Genomic DNA, 23357 nt, shown 5'->3' with positions numbered 1-23357 from the left:
TGTTTTATGTTGGTAACTTGCTACTCAAAAGTACTACAAAATTTCGATATTAGTGGGCTATAAAGATCAGGATCATAGATGTTATTCAGCGAACAAAATTACAGAAGAGGAGAGTTTTGCGGGAGTATAGAGGTAATTTGCGGCTCTATGTTTTCAGGGAAAACAGAAGAATTATTGAGAAGATTGAAACGTGCAGCAATTGCTAAACTAAAAGTAGAAATCTTCAAACCGGTCACTGATACCAGATATGATGATCATGATGTCGTTTCCCACGACAAAAACTCTGTTCATTCCACACCAGTAGAAAACTCTGCAGCAATTTTACTATTAAATACCGATGTACAGGTAGTGGGAATTGATGAAGCTCAGTTTTTTGATGAGAATCTACCTGAGGTTTGTAATATACTTGCTCAACGTGGCATTCGTGTGATCGTTGCCGGTTTGGATATGGATTTCAGTGGAAAACCTTTTGGCCCAATGCCGAATCTAATGGCAATTGCAGAATTGGTGACTAAAGTTAATGCGATATGCGTTCGTTGTGGTAGCCCGGCGGCTTATTCCTACCGTACCGTCGCCAATCAAACGAAAGTTCTTCTGGGAGAGAAAGATAGCTATGAGCCAAGATGTCGGCCCTGCTTTCATGCCAGGGACTAATCTGCCTTAAAATTGGCTTATCATCATATAATTCCCGACCTTTGCGGGTCGGAAAGGAAAAAGATGAATATAGCCATTGATAAAAAAGACATTAAAGAAGTTTATGAGACTTCAATTGTTCAGCAGACCGCATTCTGGTCGGAAGTAAAAACCCAACAAGGCCTCCAATCTAAAGCATTCGATTTTAAAGTAAACAATGAGGACATTTTTCATGATGCTTTAACGAATAGCTATACCCATGCTGATTTTTTAGTATTACTTCAACCATTAGACAGTGAGCATAGCATTGCCTATGTTCCATATGGTCCGGAGATCGAACCCAATGAAGAATACCAGGGGAAATTCCTGGAAGAGTTGTCGGAAAACCTCCGCGAACATCTTCCTGAAAAATGTATCCTGATCAGGTATGACCTGGCCTGGGAATCCCATTGGGCAAAAGAAAATGACAGTTTTGATGAATCTGGTATCTGGAATGGTCCACCTGAAAAAAAATATCAGGAATTTCGTTTCAATTTTAACACGACCAACTGGAACCTAAAAAAGACAAATTCAGATATTCTACCTTCAAATACGATTTTTCTGGACCTCCAAAAAGATGAAACCTGTTTGCTCAATTCCATGAAGCCTAAAACCAGGTATAACATCAATCTTTCTCAGAGAAAAGGAGTAAATGTATCCAGAGTTGGAATGGAAAACCTGCATGTCTGGTATGCCCTTTATCAGGAAACGGCCCTTAGAAACCGCATCCATATCAATGAAATCGAGTATTTCAGAACCGTTCTCGCTGCCCGTGCGGAGGATACGGCCTCTCCTGCTGAAGTAGAACTTTTACTGGCTGATGTTGATGGACAACCGCTTGCAGCCATGTTCCTGGTGATTTCCGGGCAAAGAGGAACTTACCTTTATGGCGCTTCTTCCTCCAGCAACCGAAATTATATGGCTACCTATGCCTTGCAATGGGAAGCGATGAAAATTGCTAAAAACAAAGGCTGTATGGAATATGACTTTTTTGGTGTAGCACCGCAGCCAGATCCGGCACATCCATTATATGGACTTTATAAGTTTAAAACTGGTTTCGGTGGAGAATTATACCATAGAATGGGATGCTGGGATTATCCACTGGACATGGAGCAATACCAGCGTTTTATTGCTGCAGAAATGCAAAGTCAAGGTTATCACCTTTAAAAATATTTTAAAAAGAATGGCCCTCTGAATTTCAAAGAGCCATTCTTTTTGGATTCTATAAGAGCAAATGCTTGCCTGAGCTTTAAGCATTAGTTTTGAAAATCCCAGACACAGGTGTCTTCCAGCATTCCCGCAGCAGATTTTGCTTTTACCACTACTTCATTTTTTCCCTTATTCAGTTTCAGCCCTTCCCAAAGCATGGTATTCATGGCATTCTTTTTCATTTTGCCCATGCTTTTTCCATTGATCCATAGTTCTGCTGTTGGCAAATTGCTAAATACTTTGACTGTGGTTAAAGCCTTGCTCCGTTTCGTATTTCTTCGCTCTGCGATGTAAATCATGGGCTCAGGATTCCAGTTCGCTTTATAAAAATAAAAAGCGTCTTTTTTTACCTTTCGGTCGTAAGTAACCAGCCCTTTATCATTGATCCCATCGTCATCTCCTTCAGTTCTGATGGCAGAACCAAAATCGGCCAATACCCAAATAAATTTACCCCATACAAAAGGACGCTTTTTCAGTTCCTCCCAATGTTTTTCATGAAAAGCAGTTTGCCATTCTTCCGGATGAAAGCGTCCTTTAGGTTCAGGAGCACTTAGCGTTTCCGTATGTTTGAAGGGACTAGCTCCTGCGCCATATTCAGAGATAGAAATTGGTTTAGCAGGTAAGGTTTTATGCGTTTGATCGGCCCATTTGGCAACTTCATCAAAGCGGCCACCATACCATCCAAAATATTGATTCCAGCCCATCAGATCGCTCAGATCAGTAAAATTGGTACTGCCCAGATTTGAGGCGAGGGTAGTTAACCTTCCCGGATCTTCCGCTTTAGCCAGGGCATTCAATTCTTTAATGAAGGGTTGCGGATCATCATAATTGAGTTTCAATTCATTAAACAGCCCCCAGAAACATACAGATGGGTGGTTGTAGTTCTGACGGATCAGTTCTTTCAACATATTCTTTGAATTTTCTTCCAGCTGTGGATCTTTCACATATCCGGTACCGGTATAACCACCTGGACCAACAAATGGAATTTCCGACCATAATACCAGACCATTCTGATCACATAAATCATAGAAGTGCTTGCTATGAGGATAATGAGTTAACCTTGCTGCTGTTGCCCCCAGTTCCTTCATGAGCTCCATATCCTGATCATGATCTGCATCGGTTAAAGCTGATCCTTTCCCGGACCAGTCTTCATGCCTGCCCGCACCATATAAATTCAGGTACTTCCCATTCAGAAAAAAACCTTTATCAGGGTCTACGCGATAATAGCGGAAACCCAGTGGTTGGGAGATATGATCAATTACTTTTCCATCCTGGAGCAAATCTACAGACACCCGGTACAAATAAGGATCTGCTTTGCCATTCCAAAGGTGTGGTTTTTGAATATGCATCTCGTTTTTCTGTTGCGTATCGGCAGTTCCGTTTACCAGGCTGCTTATGGAACGGATTTCCTTGCCTTCCTGATCAAAAAGGGTCGTTTTAAGGGTTAAATTTTTAGCATCAGACAAAGATAATTTCGTCAGTATTTCCAGTTCTGCTGAGTTTTCTGAAACCGATTTTTGCGTTAGGTATACGCCTGAAGAACCGTAGTCCAGCGGACTGATACAGTTTTTTTCCGTCACAATGAGGGAAACCGGACGGTGCAGACCTCCATAAATATTGAAATCGCCATGCAATGGAATCACATCCAGACGGTAAGCGTTGCTCAACTGCACAGCAATGGAGTTATCGCCAGCCTTAACAAAGTCTGTGATTTCTAATGCAAAACCGGTGTAACCACCTTTATGTTGCCCCACTGATTTGTTGTTTACAAACACTGTGGCTACACTATTTGCACCTTCGAAATATAGGAACAGTCTTTTAGCAGCCCAACTCTGTGGAACATTCAATTTGTTCTCATAAATTGCAGAAGTACGCTTATACTCCGGTACGCCATCCAATACCTCTCTGGCGTTCCAGGTATGCGGGAGCTGAACGCTTTCCTTTTTGATACCTTGTTCAAAATTGTAGGCATAATAAAACTGCCAGTTGGTATTAAAAGGAATGGTTTCCCTCCCAGTTACGACACTGGACTGAGGTTTTGCTGTGGTTACAGCCATTTGAAACAGAAAAAAAAGGATTGTGGCAATAATTTTTTGTCGATGCATTATGTTAATTTTTGTAAAGGCCTATCTCGGCAAATTGAGCAAATTGTTCTCCATCCCAACTTGATTTAGCTAGAATTTTAAAGTATCTGAATGTTAATGGCGCATTGAACGCAAAATTTTGAATCGAGCCCAGTTTAGGGATCTGTAAATTGTTAGCTAGCGTAAAGTTGATGCCATCAGTACTGTATAGGATATCTACGTTTTTAACCGCACGCCTATCACCATTTAAAATGGTAAAGCCATCCAAGGTTTTAACAGCACCAATATCTACAGTAATGAAATGAGGGTAAGTCGCCGCTGGCGAAACAGACCATTGACTGTGCCATCCGGTAGAGAGGTTATTATCAATTACATTTGCTGCCGCAGCACCACTTTGCTGAGAACTGAAAGCTGCAATACTCCAACCCACTTTACTGATTTCATCTTTAGTGCTGAAATCCAGAACAGGTAAAGCATTCACAAATTTATAACCATAACTGTTTTCGGTAACTGTGCCATTCTCATGAACCAGTTTCAACCGTAATTCATAAGGACTCGCGTCTTTGTATTGAAAATCAGCGATGGGCATCTCCACATAGAAACTATCCGTTCCAATTGCTTTAGATTCCCAGGTTACAGCATTATAATCTCTGTTTACCCCTACTCCTTCATTATTAACGTTAGGGTCATTGTAATAAACAATGCTGTTGACCTTGGTATTACTAGTAAATCTACCGGAAAGTACGATTGCTGCTTTCGAAACTGAGTAGCTTGCATGAATTTTAGTTACCCTTGCATTTACTGCTCCATAATAGGTTTTATTGTCATTATTAAAGATTTGATTTACATTAAGAATCGCACAATCTGTTGCAGTAAGGAAGGTTTTGGATTTTCCAAGAGTTCCATTTCCAGCCCACATTAATGCCATTCCAAGCGTAGCATTTTCCGAGACTTTCTGACAGTTATGCGGAAGGTTCAGTCCATGGCCAAGCTCATGCACCAAACCGCCAAACCAGACACTAAAGCGATTTCCCTCAGTGTCAGATTTACCTAGATTTTTGATGTCCATTCCCTCATAATCCAAAGCAAAACACCACCTTCCCATACCATAAAACGGACCACCACTTGGTGTTCCATCTGGCCTGAATTCATACCTCGGTAGAATCACCAGGGTATGTTCGGTTGTTTTTTCCGTGGGATTGGCAGTAAAATACGCGTTAATTTCCGCCTGTACATTACCTGCACCTCCAGAATAGGAATAATCACTCTTAGGCTTTGTCCCCCTGATGGTGATAATTTTCACACGATTAATAGCCAAATCAGCAAACATACCGAAGGTTTTGTTTGGGTAACCATTACGGAGCATTTCCTCCTTCATGTAATTCTGCGTCCATAACATCAGCTCACTCAAGCGCCTTTCGTAAGCAGGAAGTGTATCCAGATCGTTGGGAACAAAATAAACCAGGTTTAGATTTCTGGCTTGCGAACTGGTATACACCGTATCAGTGGTTAATTTTAGATCCGTTAAACCAGTTGCGACTTCCGATTTTTTACACGCAACAAAGCTGGTTGCCAGGACTAGGCAAAGTGTTAGAATTTTGGTTCTCATAAAGTTGTTTTAGGGATGATTGATTATTTATATCCTTTAAATATAATGATTTATAGCATATTTTTAATTTTTAACATCTTCATGAAATTCCATGGAAATTCTTTCAAGTTCTTTTTCTTTACAGGAGTTCCTTCTTTAACGTTTAACAATTTATCTTTTCCAATGATATTTCCTTTAAACTGATTTCCGGTCCAGGTTAAAGCCTCGTATTGCTTTGCTGACTTATTAAATATCCCTTGCGATCGTCCCTGATATTCAAAAATATTATCTTCGAAAACCACATTTTTAGGAACACCGTGTTCAATATCTACCAATTCCATTTTGACAGAATCCAGACCACTGTTATAGAAAATATTATTGCTGATTTTAGTATCATCAGTCACTAAGGCAAAATTGAAGAGACGTTTGCGTTTATTGCCATCATTGATGCTCAGGTTGTTTCGGATGATGCTATTGGTAGTCATTCTGCTTTTTGAATTGATTGCATCTGAAATCACCAGCATAAATCCTCCGTCATTGTCGTGACTATAGTTGTTCTGGATAATGGTGTTATTACAATTTCCATCAATATCAAATGATTGTCCGTCGTTAGACCAATCCAGATTTTTAGTAAAGGCGACTTCATTGTATTGAATTACCGTGTTGTCGCTGCTGTGTGGCCAGATACCAACCGCATTGTCTTTGGCCCGGGTTCGGATATGAAACAGTTGATTATGCTCCACCAATGAACCATCAAAGGCTTTAATCACAATACCATCTCCACCAATATCCTCCAGCGTACAACCTCGAATGATCAGGTTCTTATTCGGAAACCAGTTGTTACGAAAGCCGAAAGTTCCATTTCCACGAATCCCGTTTCGATCTACTTTAACCACTTTACAGTTTTCAATCAACAGGTTTTCGATATTACTAGGCGTCGGTCCCTGACAATCCCAGAAAATACCATTTCCTTCGTTACTACCTTTTTTATTGTCGCCGTTTATATCATGTACATACAGGTTACTCAGACGGATATTGGTAATTGTACCGATATTTTCAGAAAGAATACGGACCCCTGTTGGGCCCGTATTCTGTTCTTTCACTGAAGCATCATAATTAGAAATGTCAAAATTCTCCAATGCGATATGGCTATTGTTCTTTAACAGTACCGCATCTTTAAACTGACCTTCAGCAGCAATAACCGGAAGTTCTCCCTTTCCATAAGCAGAGAAAATAATCGGACTTTCATTTGTTCCGGAACCCTTGGGAAGCAATTGCCCAATCCATTTACCACCTCTCTTAAAAGAAACACGATCCCCCGCCTTAAATATCTGTGCGTTCACCTTACTAAGTGACTTCCATGCATTTCTTTCAGAAGTACCAGAGTCCTTATCATCTCCATCTTTACTATCGATATAATAGCACATTGCTGCAATCGTTTTCTTTCCTTGTCCGAAGGTCTCTGTTGTCATTCCAAAACTGATCAGGAATAAGAACGCACATAAAATTGGCTGCTGCTTTAACATATTCTTTTTTAAAATTTAGAGGTTTCCAGGAGGATTAATTCCATCCTGGATTTTGTTTTAAGTTAGGGTTCATTTCAATTTCTGTTTGCGGAATTGGCCAGGTATTGATATAATCCCCTTTCCACACATATGGGACAGTGATGCCACCCCATGCCTGATTTACACCTGCGGATGCAGTAAAGACTTTATCTCTTAAAGTTCCCCAACGCAATTCATCAAAATAATTAACACCTTCACCTGCCAGCTCTATTCTACGTTCATTGCGAATACGATCTCTCAAATCAAGTTGTCCAGTTACCGTAGTTGCTGCAGATGAATTTAGTAAGGCGACCCCTGCTCTTGCTCTTACTTCATTCACTTTGTTTGTTGCTTCGCCAATTTGCTGTAACTCATTTAATGCTTCCGCCCACATTAACAATACATCCCCATATCTAATTATTGGGTGATCAATTGCACCGTATTGGCGATTGATAATCTCTGAAGAGCCTTCATAGACAAACTTACGGTGTAGGTAGAATAATTCATTTCTGGAATCAGAAAACAAATCCAGCACTGGGGGTTGCTCATTGTTTGCCGGCCATCGCATGGTATAGACCTGGTCTGTCCCGAACTGAGGGCGCCCCAGATAAGTTGAATAAGGTACAATTACAGAGGCATTTAAACGGGGATCTCTATTACTATATGCCAGTTTAATCCGCTCTTCATTGCCTGTTGGCAGATAAAGTGACATATCCAGTCCCTTATTAGCAAATGTAGTCAGCTCTGCTGGACTCAGGTTATTTCTTAGAAAAAATACCTCTCTCTTTTTCGCAGGCATAGCATTGTATCCAGGAATCACCTCATCCCAGTTAAATTTACTACCATCAACCTTTTCGTATAAATCAACTAAAGATGGTGAAATATAATAGCTGTTCCAGGCAGAACCAAAAGAAGACCTGCTCCCCAAATACCACTGTGTAGTAGAGCCAGACCCATCTATTGCAATGTTCTGCATAGAAAAAATCATCTCATCGGATTGCTCGTTTGCCTCCTTAAATAAGGCTTTATAACCTCCAGTGAATAAACTATATCCTGCTTCTTTGACTTTACTAAAATCGGTTGCTGCTTCTGTCCACTTTTTCTGGTACAAATACACCTTACCTCGTAAGGCATAAGCTGCTCCTTTAGTTACATGGCCATACTGACTTGCACCTTTAGCGTATTTAGCTGGTAAATTCGGTTCATTAATTGCTTCCGTAAGATCCTTCAATATGACCTCCCAAACCTTCTCTTCACTTTCTCTTCCAAGCGTCAGGTCTTTAATCTCTACAGGCTTCAGGTAAACTGGAACACCTTTAAATAACTGATTTAGTCTGAAATAAAAATAAGCCCTCAGAAACTTACATTCGGCAATGTATCTGGCTTTCTTTTCCGGGGTTGAAGGAGATTTTACCCCAATATTCTCAATCGCATCATTGGCACGATGTACCCCTTCATACAATTCTTTCCAGGTATTACTAAATCGACCACTGGAAGGTGTAGCAGTTCCTCCTGTCATATCATTACCTCCACGATACATGGAAGTAAAACCTAAAGCATCCATTTGGTACAGCTCTCTTTCAGAACTGCCACCATTTTGAATACCTAACCTCAAAGCCTGATAAACACCAGTTACCCCAAGATCAGTTAGGTTGTCTGTAGACCACATGTCTGCAGAACTCACCGATTTATAAGGTTTGGTATCCAGTAAATCTTTTTTACAACTGCTGATGCTCAATCCAGCGATCAGCAACATCATTATTTTTTTATGAGTTAATTGTTTCATTGTCGTTTCTTTTAAAATGTAGCGGTTAAACCTGCAGCGAATTGTTTCATGGTAGGGTACGAAAGATTGATCCCCACTTCTGGATCAAGACCCGGGTAATTTGTAATCATGAATACATTTTCTCCGGTTAAAAACACCCTCAATCTGCTCAATCCAACTTTTTTAACTAATCCTTCAGAGAAAGAATAACCCAATTGAACATTCTTCAATTTCAGGTAAGACGCATCATAAAGCCAGAAATCACTTGCAATATTGGTTTGGTTGTCTGACGATCCCCATTTCAATCTTGGCAAACTAGCTGTCAGGTTATTTGCAGGATCATTAGGATTCGTATCATTGTAATAATAATGGTCGTTGGCAATTCTAGTTCCAATCGCATTACCCAAATTGGTACGTGTGCTATTAATACCGGATTGATTGTATAAATACTGCATGCCCGTACTTGCCGCCCAGATCATAGAAAAATCAAAATTCTTCCACTCTGCAGCCAGAGTTAAACCAAAAGTATATTTTGGTGTAGTAGAAGCTTTAGTAAATTGCTTATCAAAATTGTTTCCATAAGTACCATCACCATTTGCATCAGCATAAATCAGATCACCATAATAAAGCTGTCCTTTGCCCACATTGCCAACCGGTTGAAATTTGTAGCCTGCAGCCATCATTGCTTTTACCCAATCCATATCTGCAGTAGTTCTGATCATCCCATCTTTAGGCCCGCCATTGATATTCAATGAGCCATCGGTATTTTTGTAAGTGCCATTTCCTTTATAGGTATTTAACAGGTAATATTCACTGGCCATGTGACCTTCAAGGACACGGGTATTATCGCCAGAAGCCACTTGTCCAAGGTTAGAAGTATACACCGTGTTTCCATTTGCATCTGTTGTAAAACCTTCTTTTAATTTCCCTCTATATTTGGTGACACGGTTAAAGTTATAAGCGAAATTACCCCCGATAGAAAAGTCAATTTCCCCAATTTTATCTCTCCAGCCTAAAGCCACTTCAATTCCTTTATTGCTCATTGAGGCCGTATTTTGGGTAGGTGCACCAGCTGTACCTGCAGTTAATGGAATTGGAGGACTTGTTAAGATATGGTCTGTTTTTTTCTCATAAACATCCAATACCAAATTCAATCTTCCCTTCAATGTAGTTAGGTCTAATCCAAGATTTGAGATCGTGGTAGATTCCCATACCAGGGAATTATTTCCAAATTTCGTAACTGCCAGACCTGTATTGGAAGCATTATTAAAAGAATAATTTACTTTATCATAATTTGCCAGGTAGTCATAATTACCTTTATCATCATCTGTACTCATGATGTTATTACCAACTTTACCCCAGGAAGCACGGAACTTTAAATTTTGAATCTGATCGGCAAAGCTTTTCATAAAGCTTTCTTCAGAAATTCTCCATCCGGCTGAAAAGGAAGGATAAACTCCATATCTACTTTCGGTTGCAAATTTTGAAGAGCCATCATAACGCAATACTGCTTCGAAAAGGTATTTCGATTTATAAGCATAATTCACACGACCAAACCAGGAACGCATTGCACGATCATACTCCTGCCCGCTTGCGGTATTGGCAAGATCTGAAGCAGAACCTAAAGTGGTATTTCCATAATCAATCAAACCTCTCTTAGAAGCCCTCATATCATAGAAGTTATAATAAAACTGGTTGTAACCAGCCAAAGCATTTAAATCATGATCGCCAATAGTGGTGTGATAACGCAAAATATTGTCGAAAGTAAGGGTATAAGCCTTGTTAAATTCATAGCTGGTACTCAGTTCAGAGCCTGGAAACAATGGCGTTTTTAACGTGTTAGTAGAAAAATCCCATCTTTCGATTGGCAAGGCAAATGTACTTTGTTCACGGTAACGATCCTGGTAATTTACTCTGGACTCCAGCGTTAATCCTTTGTAAAGATTAAAGATGGCATATAAGGTAGAATTGATACGTGTTTCTTTATCCTTCCCGCCCGTTCCATTCAGGTATGTTAATATATTATTATTGGTCACCGGTTCTTCTATCGCAGGCGCAAAACCATATTTACCATCATAAAAAGGATAGATCCCAGGGGTAGTCTGCCATAAAAAGTTAAAAGCATTTGTCGTATTTGCTTTTCCCGCAGACTGGGTAGTGATAAAAGTTTGCGTACCTAAAGTTAGGACTTTATTGATCTTAGATTCTATGTTTGCACGAAAATTATATCGCTCCAACCCTGTATTTGCCATGATTCCGGCATTCCCAAGGTAACCAGCTGAAACATTATAGGTAACCTTATCTGTTCCGCCCGTTACTGCCACATTGTGGTTTTGAACAATTTCATTCTTTGAAAAAATCCAGTCTGCCCAGTTCGTATTTGGATAGGCGATATAGTTAGGCACACCACTTGCGCTCAAACCATTTGGGTTCTTATTTGCTTCATCCCATTTTGCAATCGAAGCTGCAGAATAAATATCGGAAATCCCCATATTTCTGCTACTCTCGTTAGTAAGTTGCATAAACCTGGAATAGTCGGAGATAAAATCTGGTAAGCGACTCGGTCTTGCGAAAGAAACCAGACCGGAATAGGTGGCATTATTTCTTCCCAAAGCACCTTTTTTAGTCGTAATTAAGATTACCCCATTTCCAGACAATGATCCATAGATCGCACCAGAAGCTGCGTCTTTCAATATAGAGATACTCTCTATATCTGTCGGATTTACTGCATCCATAGAACCGATGATCCCATCAATCACAACTAAGGGATTGTTGTTGTTTAACGTTCCAGTACCGCGAATGCGGATTGTTGCACCATCTGAGCCTGGTTTACCACTGCCCTGCTGCACGGAGACACCAGCCGCTAGCCCAGCCAACGCAGAAGATACATTCGTTATTGGTCTGGCTTCAATCTCCTTATTGCTGATCATCGCCACCGAACCCGTCAGATTTGCTTTCTTTTGAGTGCCATATCCAACCACGACGATTTCCTCCAATCCTTTAGCGTCTGGCTCTAAGGTCACCGTAATATTATTTTTATCGGCTACATTGATTTCCTGACTTTGATAACCAATATTACTGATCAATAGCGTTTGGCTATTCCCTTTTAGTGTAATCTTAAAGAATCCCTTTTCATTGGTTGACGTTCCGTTACCTGGTACACCTTTTTCAGTAATCCCGGCACCCGGTAAGGGGCCGTCCTTTTCCTTTACCGTTCCCGTGATCACTCTTGTCTGTGCATTAACTATACCTGGCAACAGATACAAGAGCAGCACACTAATAATAGTTAATATTTTTTTCATAAATCTGGTTTGTATTTGGTTTGTATTATTTTCTTTGTAAAGTCTTAAGCAATTGCATTGCGGTGGACCTTTAGATGGCTGGAATTAGCCATTCGGAGAAATGCTGATGGCTTCTTAAAAAAAGCCGGAAGTTTTAGTTGAATTTTACTCATACAATTTCGTTTAAGTTTTAGCTAGCTGTGTACAGCTGCCTACTATTTTGGTTAATTGTAAAGTTGAATTCTATCCTTCAAAATAAGGGGTGAATTTTGATTGTAAATAGGGTGAATATTGATTTTTGAATACGTAATTTATAGCATACACCAGTTTTCTGGCGGATTGAGGTAGAGCGCTACATAATAAAAGGGGAATGATAAAGCAGCTGTTTTTTTTAGCCATAGCAATGGCAATTCATTTTGGGATAAAGGCGCAGGAACTTAGCTTCAGTCATCTAAAGACGGAAAATGGTTTATCCCAAAATTCAATTTTTGCAATAACAAGAGACAGTCGGGGTTTCATGTGGTTTGGATCCCGATTCGGATTAAATCGTTATGATGGCAATCATTTCCGATTATATAAAAGTAATTCTAAAGACTCCAATAGTCTTTCAGATGATTATATTACTTCGCTATTTAGCGACTCCCAGGGGGAACTTTGGATAGGGACCTCCAATGGCCTCAATAAGTTTAATCCTAAAAAAAACACTTTTGATAGATTTTACCTGAGTTTAGTTCGGAACGAATACAATACGATCAGTTGTATTTATGAAGATCATAAAAAAAACCTATGGGTAGGAACTAAGAATGGACTTTATTTATTAACGGATAGGCAAGCCAATCGGTTTAGTTTCGGTACCGCACTGGGACTACTAAACCCAATTGCAAAGGCAGAAATACAAAGTATTTATGAAGATCATCTTGGGGTATTATGGGTTGGGACAAATAAGGGGCTTATCTGTTTCCGTATTGATCAACGCAAAATTAGGAATTTGCAAATGTTCAGTCATGCTGAAGCAAAAAATAATAGTTTAAGTGGCAATTCAATTACCGCAATAACTGAAGATCTACAAAATAACCTCTGGATTGCCACAGAAAATGGTGGAATCAATTTATTGGATCGAAACACCGGTCATTTTTCAAGGTTTCAGCATCTGGAAGGTAATACAAACAGTCTGATTCATAATGCTGTTCGGAAAATGATCAGAAACAGATCCGGAAAAATTTACATCGGCACACAAGAAGGTTTAAGTATTTTTGATCCAATAAGCCGTAAATTTAATACGCATCAACACCGGAAAGCAGAAAGTCAAAGCTTAAATCAAAACTCCATTTATAGTCTTTATGAAGATACTTATGGCTCCCTATGGATTGGCACCTACTATGGTGGCGTGAATGTAGCTTATGCAAATGGAACTCCGTTCAACATTTTACAATACAATGAAAGACTACAGGGGATTAGCCATAATGTAGTCAGTTCTATAGTTGAGGATAAAGATGAAAATTTATGGATTGGAACAGAAGGTGGCGGTTTAAACCACTTTAATAAGAAAAGCGGAAAATTCACCACTTATAAATCAAGAGCTACTCAGCCGGGGAGTATAGGATCTGATCTGATAAAGACAGTCTATAAAGATAAGGATAATAAGATATGGGTAGGCACACACGGAGGGGGGCTAAATCTTTTTAATCCTAAATCACAACAATTTAAGCGATTCCTCAGCAACGGAAACGACCTCAATACCACACGCTCAGAAATTGTTTCGCTTCTGGAAGATCATAAAGGTGCTTTTTGGATTGGAAGTCAAAGTGGTATCCGTGTCTTTCATAAAGATCATTCAGAATTAAAGCCTTATGAGGAAATTCCATCACTCCGCCAGATCAAAGATTACAATACGAAGGTTATATTTGAAGACGTACGAAAAAACATATGGATTGGTACAACAAAGGGATTATTCTTACTTCCACAAAATCGTACTAAACTCATTGCTTTTAAGCTCCCGAAAGGAAGCAATAGTGTAAATAATAATGCTAATTTTATTAACTGTATTCAACAGGATTCCCAAGGAAACATATGGATAGGCTTGTATTACGGTGGCCTAAGTAAATATGATTCTCAGCAAAAGGCATTTATTAAAACCTTCACGACCAAAGATGGCCTCGCTAACAATAATGTCGTAGGGATTCTTGAAGATGATCAAAAAATGTTGTGGATCAGTACATCAAACGGATTGTCCCGATTTAATCCTAAAAATCAGGTTTTCCAGACCTATACAACGAGTGATGGTTTAGCAGGTGATGAATTCAATTACAATTCATTTTTTAAAACTAAAAATGGAGAACTATTCTTTGGAGGATATAATGGATTAAGCACTTTTCTTCCTCAAAATATCATCAGGAATGACCATCAATCCGCATTAGTATTTACCAGACTCCGACTTTTCAATACACCGGTAAAAATTAATGGCAAAGATGGTCTTTTAAAACAAGACCTTGGTTTTACAACCAACTTATTGTTTCAGTATGATCAAAATATTTTTACAATAGAATTTGCCTTATTAAACTATATCAAGTCAGATAAGAATAAATATGCCTATAAGCTGGAAGGAATCAATTCAGAATGGATAGAGAGCAAAGTTCCTGCTGCGAACTATACAAATCTTCCATCCGGCACGTATACGCTACTTGTAAAGGGAGCAAACAATGATGGTCTATGGACGGCACCTATCAATATGAAGATAAAAATTCTTCCACCATTATGGAAAACCTGGTGGGCATACTTTATTTATACAATCTTATTAGCTGGCGTTATCTTTTTTATCACCCGTTTTTTCTTCCTCCGTGGCTTATTAAAAAAAGACGAGGAGCTGCATCATTTGAAACTAAATTTCTTTACCAATATTTCCCATGAAATCCGAACCCATCTTACGTTGATCATGGCTCCCATAGAAAAGTTAATGGATCTGCAACCTTCTGAAAGCCCAATACGAAAACAATTAGTCAATGTTAAGAGCAATGCGGACAGGTTGTTAAAACTAGTAAGTGAACTTATGGACTTCAGAAAAGCAGATACCCAAAATTTAAAGTTAAATATCGCTGAATATGACCTCATTTCTTTTGTCCAGGAAATTCATCAATCTTTCGAGGAACTTTCAGTAAAAAAGAAAATCAACTTCATATTACAGTTTAACCAGCAGCCTATTTTCGTTTATTTTGATAAGGAACAGTTAGAAAAGGTATTTTTCAACCTACTTTCCAATGCCTTTAAGTTCACACCCGAACATGGTTGTATTAAGCTGAATATCGAAACAGGGCAGGAAAAGATATTGCTGAGTATCAGTAATACCGGTAAAGGGATTGAACCTCAATATCTAGATCAGCTATTTGACAACTATTTTCAAATTAATGATCATAGTAGCCAAAATACAGGTTATGGGATTGGTCTGGCTCTTGCAAAAAACATCATTGCTTTACATCATGGAAAGATTAAGGTGACTAGCAAGCTTGCCAACACTGATGAGGCTGGATATACTGTCTTTGAATTTTGGCTACCTGCTGGAAATTCACATTTTCAACCAGCTCAACTTAAAACAAGTATAAATGTAAATGCTCCGATACGGCAAATTCAAGTTGAAGAAAACGAGGTAATGATTCCCCTTGACGAAGAAATTAAAAAGTATACGGTTCTGGTAGTCGAAGACAATCTGGAACTCCGTAACCTCCTCAAAGAATCCCTAGAAGCAAACTATCAGGTACTTTTAGCAGATAATGGCAAATCAGGATGGGAAAAAGCGATTCAGGAAATCCCTGACCTAATTATCAGTGATGTCATGATGCCAGAGATGGACGGTTTTACGCTCTGTAATCAATTGAAAACTGATGAGCGAACCAATCACATCCCTATCTTTCTACTTACGGCTAAAAGCAGCCAGACAGACCAGATCAGCGGACTGAGTCAGGGGGCAGACCTTTACCTTAGCAAACCTTTCAGCACTAAAATTCTGCAACTCCAGGTACATAACTTTTTATCTGCAAGAGAGCAGATGCGCAAAAAATACAGTCAGCAAACAATTCTGGAATTCTATACTCCGATGGCTGACCCAAAAGACGAGCAGTTTTTATCCCGCTTAACCGGAATTATTGGGTCACACATGGATCAGGAAAATTTCGGTGTAGAGTTGATGGCAGAAAAGATAGGAATGAGCCAATCCGTATTGTATAAAAAACTAAAAGCATTAACGGATTTATCAGTCAACGATTTTGCCAAGTCTATCCGTTTGAAGAAAGCAGCTGAATTGCTCATACAAAACAGGTATACTGTTTATGAAGTAGGATATATGGTGGGATTTTCCGACCGTAAGTATTTCAGCAGGGAGTTTAAGAAACAATTTTCTAAAACTCCTTCTGAATATATTGAGGCGACTAAAAAAGCTGTTCATGATGAACCAACTCCTTCCGAAAACAAATCATCTAGCCATTAGGACAGTTTTTGCAGCGCTTTCCTCTCAGATATTTCTCACAGCAGACCTTTTTCTTTTTGTCCTTTTTATCTTGTTTATCGCCTTTTTTCTTGTTTTTTCCCTTCTTTGACATCCCCCTTGGTTTTATCTGATAACAAAAAAAGCACATGCGATGTTTTAACATCCGCATGTGCTTTATTAATTTATTTTAAGCTAATCTTTTCTGATTATCCTTCTGTATAAACGATCTGACCAACGTTTTTGTCGATCTGCCATCTTCCTGTACCTTCTTCGCCTATTACATCAAATAATTCTACAGCACGTCTTGCTTTAAATTCTTCTTCACGTTGTTCTTTGAAGAACCAGTTTAAGAACTCTAAGGTCACATAATCATGTTCTTTATGGCAACGTGCGGCAATGTTTTTAATCGATTGCGTTACGCTAATTTCCTGCTCTAATGCTTCTTCAAACACTTCACGGAAAGAGTTATATTCTAACTTGATATTGGTTACTTCAGGTGAAACTGCCATGCCACCCATATCAAGAACGTACTTGTAAAATTTAAGCTGGTGCATTCTTTCTTCTTCAGCTTGTTTAAAGAAATAATCCGCTGAATTGTCATATCCATTGCGGGCACACCATGATGCCATAGAAAGATAGATTGAAGAGGAAAGAGCTTCTTTTTTAATCTGTTGGTTTAAAAGTGCCTCCACATCTGTAGAGATAGAACTTTTTACGCGCATGATATCTTTCATAATATTGTAGATTTAATTCCTATTGTTGATAACAAAAATAAGGCTAAATATGGACAATACTGCATTTAAAGGCAATATGGAAAGATTCTAATTCTAATTAGATCAGGCAGGTAGCCTAAAAAGACGGTCTTGAATGATGTGGTTTAGTTCCAGCATCACGAATGCTCCTTGTAAAAGTTCCTTTAAAGCAATAATTTCGATTAAGGACAGTACATAACAATGGTCGCAAGCACAAATGAAGATAATTTCCACATCTGCAGATTTATCGCTGGTCAACAGAATATGCTCAATGTCAATCGCGTAAACTGCCTTTTGTAATTTTAAAAGATTACGGTAATCAAAACGGGCAAGTTTTCCGGCAAAATCTACATACCAGCAGTATTCACTGTCTGATTGATAGATGGAACCTTTAGTTGTACTAAATACTTCTTCAAAATGGATTGGAGATGCGATAGCTGTCTTCTGCATGTATTGAACCGTGTTGATATACAAAGGTTGCTATTATTTAGATTTAATCCAAATGAATATTAAAAAAAATAAAACTCCCGATTCAAAAAAATCTACCCAATTGTCCTAAAGTTCAGCGCATTTGTCAAAGCCCTCTTTTTTAAGTATTAAGCCCTGAACTCCCTCTCAAATCCTAATTGAATCGCTATCTCTCTCGTCTTCAAATTGTAATCTCAATTCAATAATTTAAAATCCAGTTTTCTATAATTAGAATTATTTCTACATTTGTACCTGAGAGCGTTAATTTAAACGGGGGTAAGTCGGAGGACTTGCTCCCGTTTTCCTTTTTAGGGCATTTCTAAACGAAAAAATCCCCGCCGAAGCAGGGATTTCATTCAAGAGCGTGATCATTATGATCAAATATTATGGTTTATCCCACCATACTCTGGAAGTCAATAAATCACCTCCAGGAATCGCAGATACCGCAGCATTGTAATTTACAGTGTTGGAAGCCGCTTCAGTTACCGGGTAAGGGAAACGTCTAGGAATCGTCCCATTTGTGGCATTACCAGGATAAACTACCGGCGTCAACACCGGAAATCCAGTTCTTCTCCAGTTTGCCCAGGACTCATAAAAATCAAGCTTTGTGTTATTCAACACCCAATATTGAGTATTGATCTGCTGTAAACCAATTGCGGCATTATAAGGATTTGCATCTGCATAAGCACTCGCTACAGTTTCGGTGATTGCTGCTGCCCCATCATATTGTTTCAGGTAAGTAATCCCTGCCACTAGTCCTTTTCGATAATGGTCTGCAGCACTTCCTCCAATTCCAAACCGTTGTGCCGCATCTGCTAATAGCAATTCTGATTCTGCATAGGTCAATACGAATGTCGGACCGTTTTTCTTGATCAATGCCGGACTTGGCGAAGAATAAGCAGTAAAAGTGGTAAAAGAAGGATCCAGAGTGATACCTAAACCAGCAGTCGTACTTTGATCCTTACCATTAGGCATCCCTTTTTGCACCGCAGGATTTGCATCTGCAGCTGGATTTTGGTCCTTTGATTCCTTGCTTACAAATAAATTCGTTGTTGCAATTGCTCCTAAACGTGGATCATTATTTGACTTTAAATAATCTATAAATGTTTTTGACCATTTGATATAGAATTGTTCTTGCCCACCATCACCTGCCAAGACCTGGCTATTTCTATTCATTGTGGTTCTTCCTCCACTTAAATCTCCCATGATGAATGCGTTGTCATCATTATTCAGCATGGTTTTTCCAATTACCTGCGTTACATAGGTTTGTGCTGTCGCAGGATCTACTTTACTTAAACGCATGGCCATTCTCAGGATTAAGGTATTGCCAAAGCGTTTCCATTTCTCAGGATCACCACTGTAGAATACATCTGATGTTGGCTTATCCCCTGCCGGATCTAATGCAGCTACCGCTTCCGTTACCTCTTTCAGCATGTCCATATAAATGTCCTTTTGCTTATCATAAACCGGAGTGTAGTTCTTTTCCAAAAAGCCTAATCCAGCTTGAGAATAAGGAACATCACCATAAAGATCGGTGATACGTTGAAAGATTAAGGCCCTCATGATTCTAGAAATCTGATATAAGTTTTTATACTGAGGTTTTCCTTTGGTATTAGCGAGTAAATCAACCACCAACCTCACCTGCTCCGGGTAAGCACCATCTCCGCTGGTAATGGTATTTGCGGAAAAGCCCCAATAAGCAGCCGTGTAGCCAGGATTTAAATTGTATTTATCTCCAGCCCAATAATTGATCACAGAAGACAATCCTTGCATCATGGTGGAGCAATAAATCAGGTTAGCTCTCCAAGTATCATAGCCAAGATCCACACTCCCTGAATAGCCAAGCTGCGTGCTGGTCAATACAAAGTTAGGGTTAAAATCTTTAGGGTTATAAGTAGAGGGATCAGTATTGATTTCGTTGTAATCTTTTCTGCAACTTGAGGCAAACACTAGGCAGATAACTGCCACGGTGCTATATTTAAATATCTTTTTCATCAGAATCTTTTTTTATATCGTTCATGAAACCTGGCCAATTGGGTTAGGTTCCATATAGAATTTTGTTATTTGTAAGCTAATTTTAGAATTTCACACTCAGGTTAAAACCATAAGTTCTACTTGCTGGTACACCTCCTAATTCTAATCCTTTCGCATTATTGGTATAATCAGATTCAGGATCTATATTGTCCGTTTTTTTGCTGATGTAAAATAAGTTACGGCCAACAAAACTCAATGTTGCCCCCTTAACTACGTTGTTGAACATTTTTCCAGGAAAAGTATAACCTAACATCACCTGACGGAATTTGATAAAGTCCGCACTTTGAACAAAAAGACTTGATACATTATCCGCCAGAGTGGTATAGTAGGTATCCGCAACGTCACCCATTGCCTCACGATTTGGTAAAGTTCCTTTATGTAGTCCTAATGTATAAGCATAAGAATCTGTTGCTGAATAGATTTTCCCTCCAAATTTACCGTCAATCATGAAGGAGAAATTGAATGCTTTATAAGTAAATTCGTTATTCCAGCCACCCACATATTTGGCATAGGCGCTGCCATAAGCTTTCAGTTCCCCTCTTGCAGGGATACCGTTACTGCCTAAAACTACATTACCATTGGCATCACGTTTATAATCAAAAGCCATAATCTGACCAAAAGGTTTTCCAACAATTTGCTGTGTAAATGCACTACCTGTACGGGAAGTTGCACCAGGTAGAGTCAACTGTCCTGGCGCCAAAGAAACAACTTCGTTGTCGTTGATCGATCCATTAACAGTAGTAGTCCAGCGGAAGTTCTTTGTTTGTACAGGAATACCACTGATTAAAGCCTCAATACCTCTATTTCTTAATTCTCCAATGTTCAAAATTGCTCCTCCATAACCTGATGTTAATGAAGCAGGAGCTTGTACGATTTCATCTTTAGATGTTTTCGTGTACCAGGTAAAGTCTATATTTAAGCGATTGTTAAACATTCTAACATCTGTACCAATCTCAAATTCAGAAGCAATAGAGGCCTTTAAACTTTCATTCGGAACATAAAGATTAGAAATCAAACCTAAAGGACGTCCATTCAATGTTGCATTGTTAAAACTATAAGCCAATTGGGTCTGATATGGATCTGTTGCCTGGCCTACCTGAGCAAAACCAACGCGAAGCTTACCAAAACTTAACCAATCATTCTTTACAAATTCAGAAAATACAAATGAACCGTTTACTGAAGGATAAAGTGCATTTAAAGCATTGTCTTTACCTGGTGTAGCCAGAGTAGAGAACCAGTCGTTACGTATTGATCCGCTTAAATAAAGGAAGTTTTTATAACTCAAATCTAATGTTGCATAAATAGAGGCAACCTCAGATTCACTAGGTCTGTAAGTTGGGGCTAAATTTATTTTGGCGTTATTAATCACATATTTAAAAGGGATAATGAAATCATTTCCATTCAAAATAAATTGCTCCGATTTTGTTCTTCTGTAGCTACCACCAATATTGGGAGTAATGGTAAAATCATCAATCTCAAAAGATTTACCTGTTAATACATCCACGTTGATATCTGAAAATTTAGTTGTAGACTCTTGGATGGATCCATTTGGTCGATAAGCAGTTCCAGTAGGTACTACTGAAGTATAACGGTCTGTATAGGCATCACGACCCGCACGTCCCTGAAGGAAAGCACCATTCTCAAAGTTGTATCGAAGGCTCACAGAAGACAATAAACGTTCTCTTTTTGTATTGTTGATGAATTTTTCTGCCGCAAAATATGGGTTAGTTGCAAATGCATTCGCTGCATAGGCAAACTCAGTTCCATTGTCATTCACTGCTCTTTTTAAAGTTCGTACATCTAAACTAGTTGGCAATAAGGTCACATTGTAACTCGCATTACCGGCTCCATCACTTAAGAATGGGCGGTTTTTAGCTTGTTCAAGGATATAATTTGCTCTTGCATCTATTGTCAGGTGTTTAGTGATATTATAATTCCCGTTTAGATTAAAAGATTGTCTATTTAAACCTGATCCTGGTGTAATCGCTCTATTGGTCAGATCACTGGCCGAAAAACGAATCGATCCACCTTCAAAGCTTTTATTAAAGGCCAGGGTATTGGTCGCTGTTGATCCTGTTCTGTAAAAATTATTAATGTTATTTTTTTGTGCAACATAAGGTCGCGAAACGCCATCAAACTGAATGACACTACTCCCATCTAGCTTAGCACCCCAACTTGATTGTCCAGCCTGAAAAGCTTCTGCAGCAGTGGTCGGTTTTTTACCATCAGGACCATTTCCATAAACATACTGCCAGTCTGTTTGGTCAATGACTGTTTCTAATACATAATTAGAGTTGAATTCAATAGAGTTTCCTTTACCACTTTTTGTGGTAATCAGAATAACCCCAGCTTTACCTCTTGAACCATAAAGCGCCGAAGCAGCAGCACCTTTCAGCACAGAGATGTTTTCAATATCATCCGGGTTCAGGTTTCCGATTGCATCTCCTAAATCAGGAACGTTATCATATTGGTTACCTGGTGCACTGTTTGGCTTATTTTCCATGGGAATACCATTCACTACATATAAAGGCTGATTGGTTTGAGAAATACTCGATACCCCACGGATAATCACATTAGAAGAGGCACCAACACCACCTGCTATAGAATTTACGTTTAATCCGGCAACTTTACCAACCAATGAGTTGATCACGTTATTTTCTCTTGCCTGAGTTAATTCATCTCCCTTTACCTCAGTTACGGCATAACCAATGGCTCTTTTTTCTTTTTTAATCCCCAGTGCAGTAACCACTACCTCACTCAGTGATTTTGAATCTTCATCCAGAAGTATGTTTAAGGAAGAAGGGTTTGTAATCGTTACTTGCTTAGTCATATAACCTAAGTAACTCACTACTAAGACATCACCTATATTTGCATCGATCACAAACTGGCCACTTGAATTGGTACTTGCACCGGTTTGTGTTCCTTTCAATAAAACACTTACACCAACTAAAGGCTGACCTGTCGCATCTCTCACCACCCCATTAATCTTAATTCGATTGTTGTTGGCAGCCGTAGACATGCTCAGGTTTGGCATACTTGCAAAACTCTCTGCAACTCCCACATAATTTCCAACCAAACGGAATTCCAACTGAGTTTTTTCACGAAGTTTCGCTAAAACAGCAGCCAATTGTTCATTCTTAAAATTAAGGGTAAGATTTGGTAGGCTACCTAGGACTTCTTCGTCATATACAAAGGTTACATTTGCCTGCTGTTCAATCTTTTTAAAGATTTGTTTAACACTTGCTTTTACCACTTTAAAGCTCATTTCCTGCGCTTTTGTAGAGTTAGCCATTAATAGTGTGGAAAAACACACCTGTATGCCAATAATAATTGTAGAAATGCGCATGCATTTTCGGAGTATAGGCAACACTTTGCCGTAAAAATTTATCATATTTGTTTTGGTTTAATTTTTTAGACTACAGCCTACTGTCTATGGGTCTCAAGCATGTATACAGTGGCTACCTTATTCCGGGAGCACAATCA

The 23357-nt window shown here is 39.0% G+C and carries 12 protein-coding genes; 3 read left to right on the top strand and 9 right to left on the bottom strand.

Annotation, left to right across the window (positions count from 1 at the left end):
• Nucleotides 1-78: 78 nt before the first annotated feature.
• Together R2Q94_RS15260 and R2Q94_RS15255 are read left to right on the top strand one after the other, a co-directional pair.
• On the top strand, nt 79-654 hold the full coding sequence (locus R2Q94_RS15260) for a thymidine kinase (protein WP_316822336.1): 576 nt from the start codon (nt 79-81) through the stop codon (nt 652-654).
• Nucleotides 655-717: 63 nt separating this feature from the next.
• The gene (locus tag R2Q94_RS15255) at nt 718-1839 is read left to right on the top strand and encodes a lipid II:glycine glycyltransferase FemX (protein WP_316822335.1); all 1122 of its coding nucleotides are present in this window, start codon (nt 718-720) and stop codon (nt 1837-1839) included.
• A gap of 89 nt (nt 1840-1928) precedes the next feature.
• Here R2Q94_RS15255 and R2Q94_RS15250 read toward each other — a convergent pair whose 3' ends face one another.
• From R2Q94_RS15250 to R2Q94_RS15230, 5 genes are read right to left on the bottom strand one after another with little or no spacing between them, the layout of a single operon-like run.
• Nucleotides 1929-3938, bottom strand: coding sequence for a glycoside hydrolase family 2 protein (locus R2Q94_RS15250; RefSeq protein ID WP_316822334.1), 2010 nt, complete (start codon nt 3936-3938; stop codon nt 1929-1931).
• Nucleotides 3939-3990: 52 nt separating this feature from the next.
• Complete coding sequence (locus R2Q94_RS15245) at nt 3991-5574, bottom strand: discoidin domain-containing protein (RefSeq protein ID WP_316822333.1); 1584 nt, start codon at nt 5572-5574, stop codon at nt 3991-3993.
• 50 nt (nt 5575-5624) lie between these two features.
• Nucleotides 5625-7079 (bottom strand): hypothetical protein, encoded by a 1455-nt coding sequence (locus R2Q94_RS15240; RefSeq protein ID WP_316822332.1) that lies wholly within the window; start codon nt 7077-7079, stop codon nt 5625-5627.
• 34 nt (nt 7080-7113) lie between these two features.
• Entirely contained in the window at nt 7114-8883 is a 1770-nt protein-coding gene (locus R2Q94_RS15235) for a RagB/SusD family nutrient uptake outer membrane protein (protein ID WP_316822331.1), read from the bottom strand.
• A gap of 11 nt (nt 8884-8894) precedes the next feature.
• Nucleotides 8895-12164 (bottom strand): TonB-dependent receptor, encoded by a 3270-nt coding sequence (locus R2Q94_RS15230; protein WP_316822330.1) that lies wholly within the window; start codon nt 12162-12164, stop codon nt 8895-8897.
• A 382-nt stretch (nt 12165-12546) separates the two neighbouring features.
• Here R2Q94_RS15230 and R2Q94_RS15225 point away from each other — a divergent pair, with 382 nt between their 5' ends.
• Complete coding sequence (locus R2Q94_RS15225; RefSeq protein ID WP_316822329.1) at nt 12547-16620, top strand: two-component regulator propeller domain-containing protein; 4074 nt, start codon at nt 12547-12549, stop codon at nt 16618-16620.
• Between the two features lie 206 nt (nt 16621-16826).
• On the opposite strand, the gene R2Q94_RS15220 is transcribed toward R2Q94_RS15225, so the two are convergent.
• From R2Q94_RS15220 to R2Q94_RS15205, 4 genes are all read right to left on the bottom strand, one after another.
• Entirely contained in the window at nt 16827-17354 is a 528-nt protein-coding gene (locus R2Q94_RS15220; protein ID WP_316822328.1) for a ferritin, read from the bottom strand.
• A 102-nt stretch (nt 17355-17456) separates the two neighbouring features.
• Nucleotides 17457-17822, bottom strand: a complete 366-nt coding sequence (locus tag R2Q94_RS15215) for a hypothetical protein (RefSeq protein WP_316822327.1) — start codon at nt 17820-17822, stop codon at nt 17457-17459.
• Between the two features lie 402 nt (nt 17823-18224).
• A complete protein-coding gene (locus tag R2Q94_RS15210) occupies nt 18225-19835 on the bottom strand; it encodes a SusD/RagB family nutrient-binding outer membrane lipoprotein (RefSeq protein ID WP_316822326.1) in 1611 nt (536 codons plus the stop codon).
• A gap of 82 nt (nt 19836-19917) precedes the next feature.
• On the bottom strand, nt 19918-23265 hold the full coding sequence (locus R2Q94_RS15205) for a SusC/RagA family TonB-linked outer membrane protein (protein WP_316822325.1): 3348 nt from the start codon (nt 23263-23265) through the stop codon (nt 19918-19920).
• Nucleotides 23266-23357: the final 92 nt, after the last annotated feature.

This window comes from Pedobacter gandavensis, assembly GCF_032678465.1.
Taxonomy (GTDB): domain Bacteria; phylum Bacteroidota; class Bacteroidia; order Sphingobacteriales; family Sphingobacteriaceae; genus Pedobacter; species Pedobacter gandavensis_B.
The sequence above is the reverse complement of the archived record's forward strand: the minus strand, read 5'-3'. Positions and strand labels throughout refer to the sequence as shown.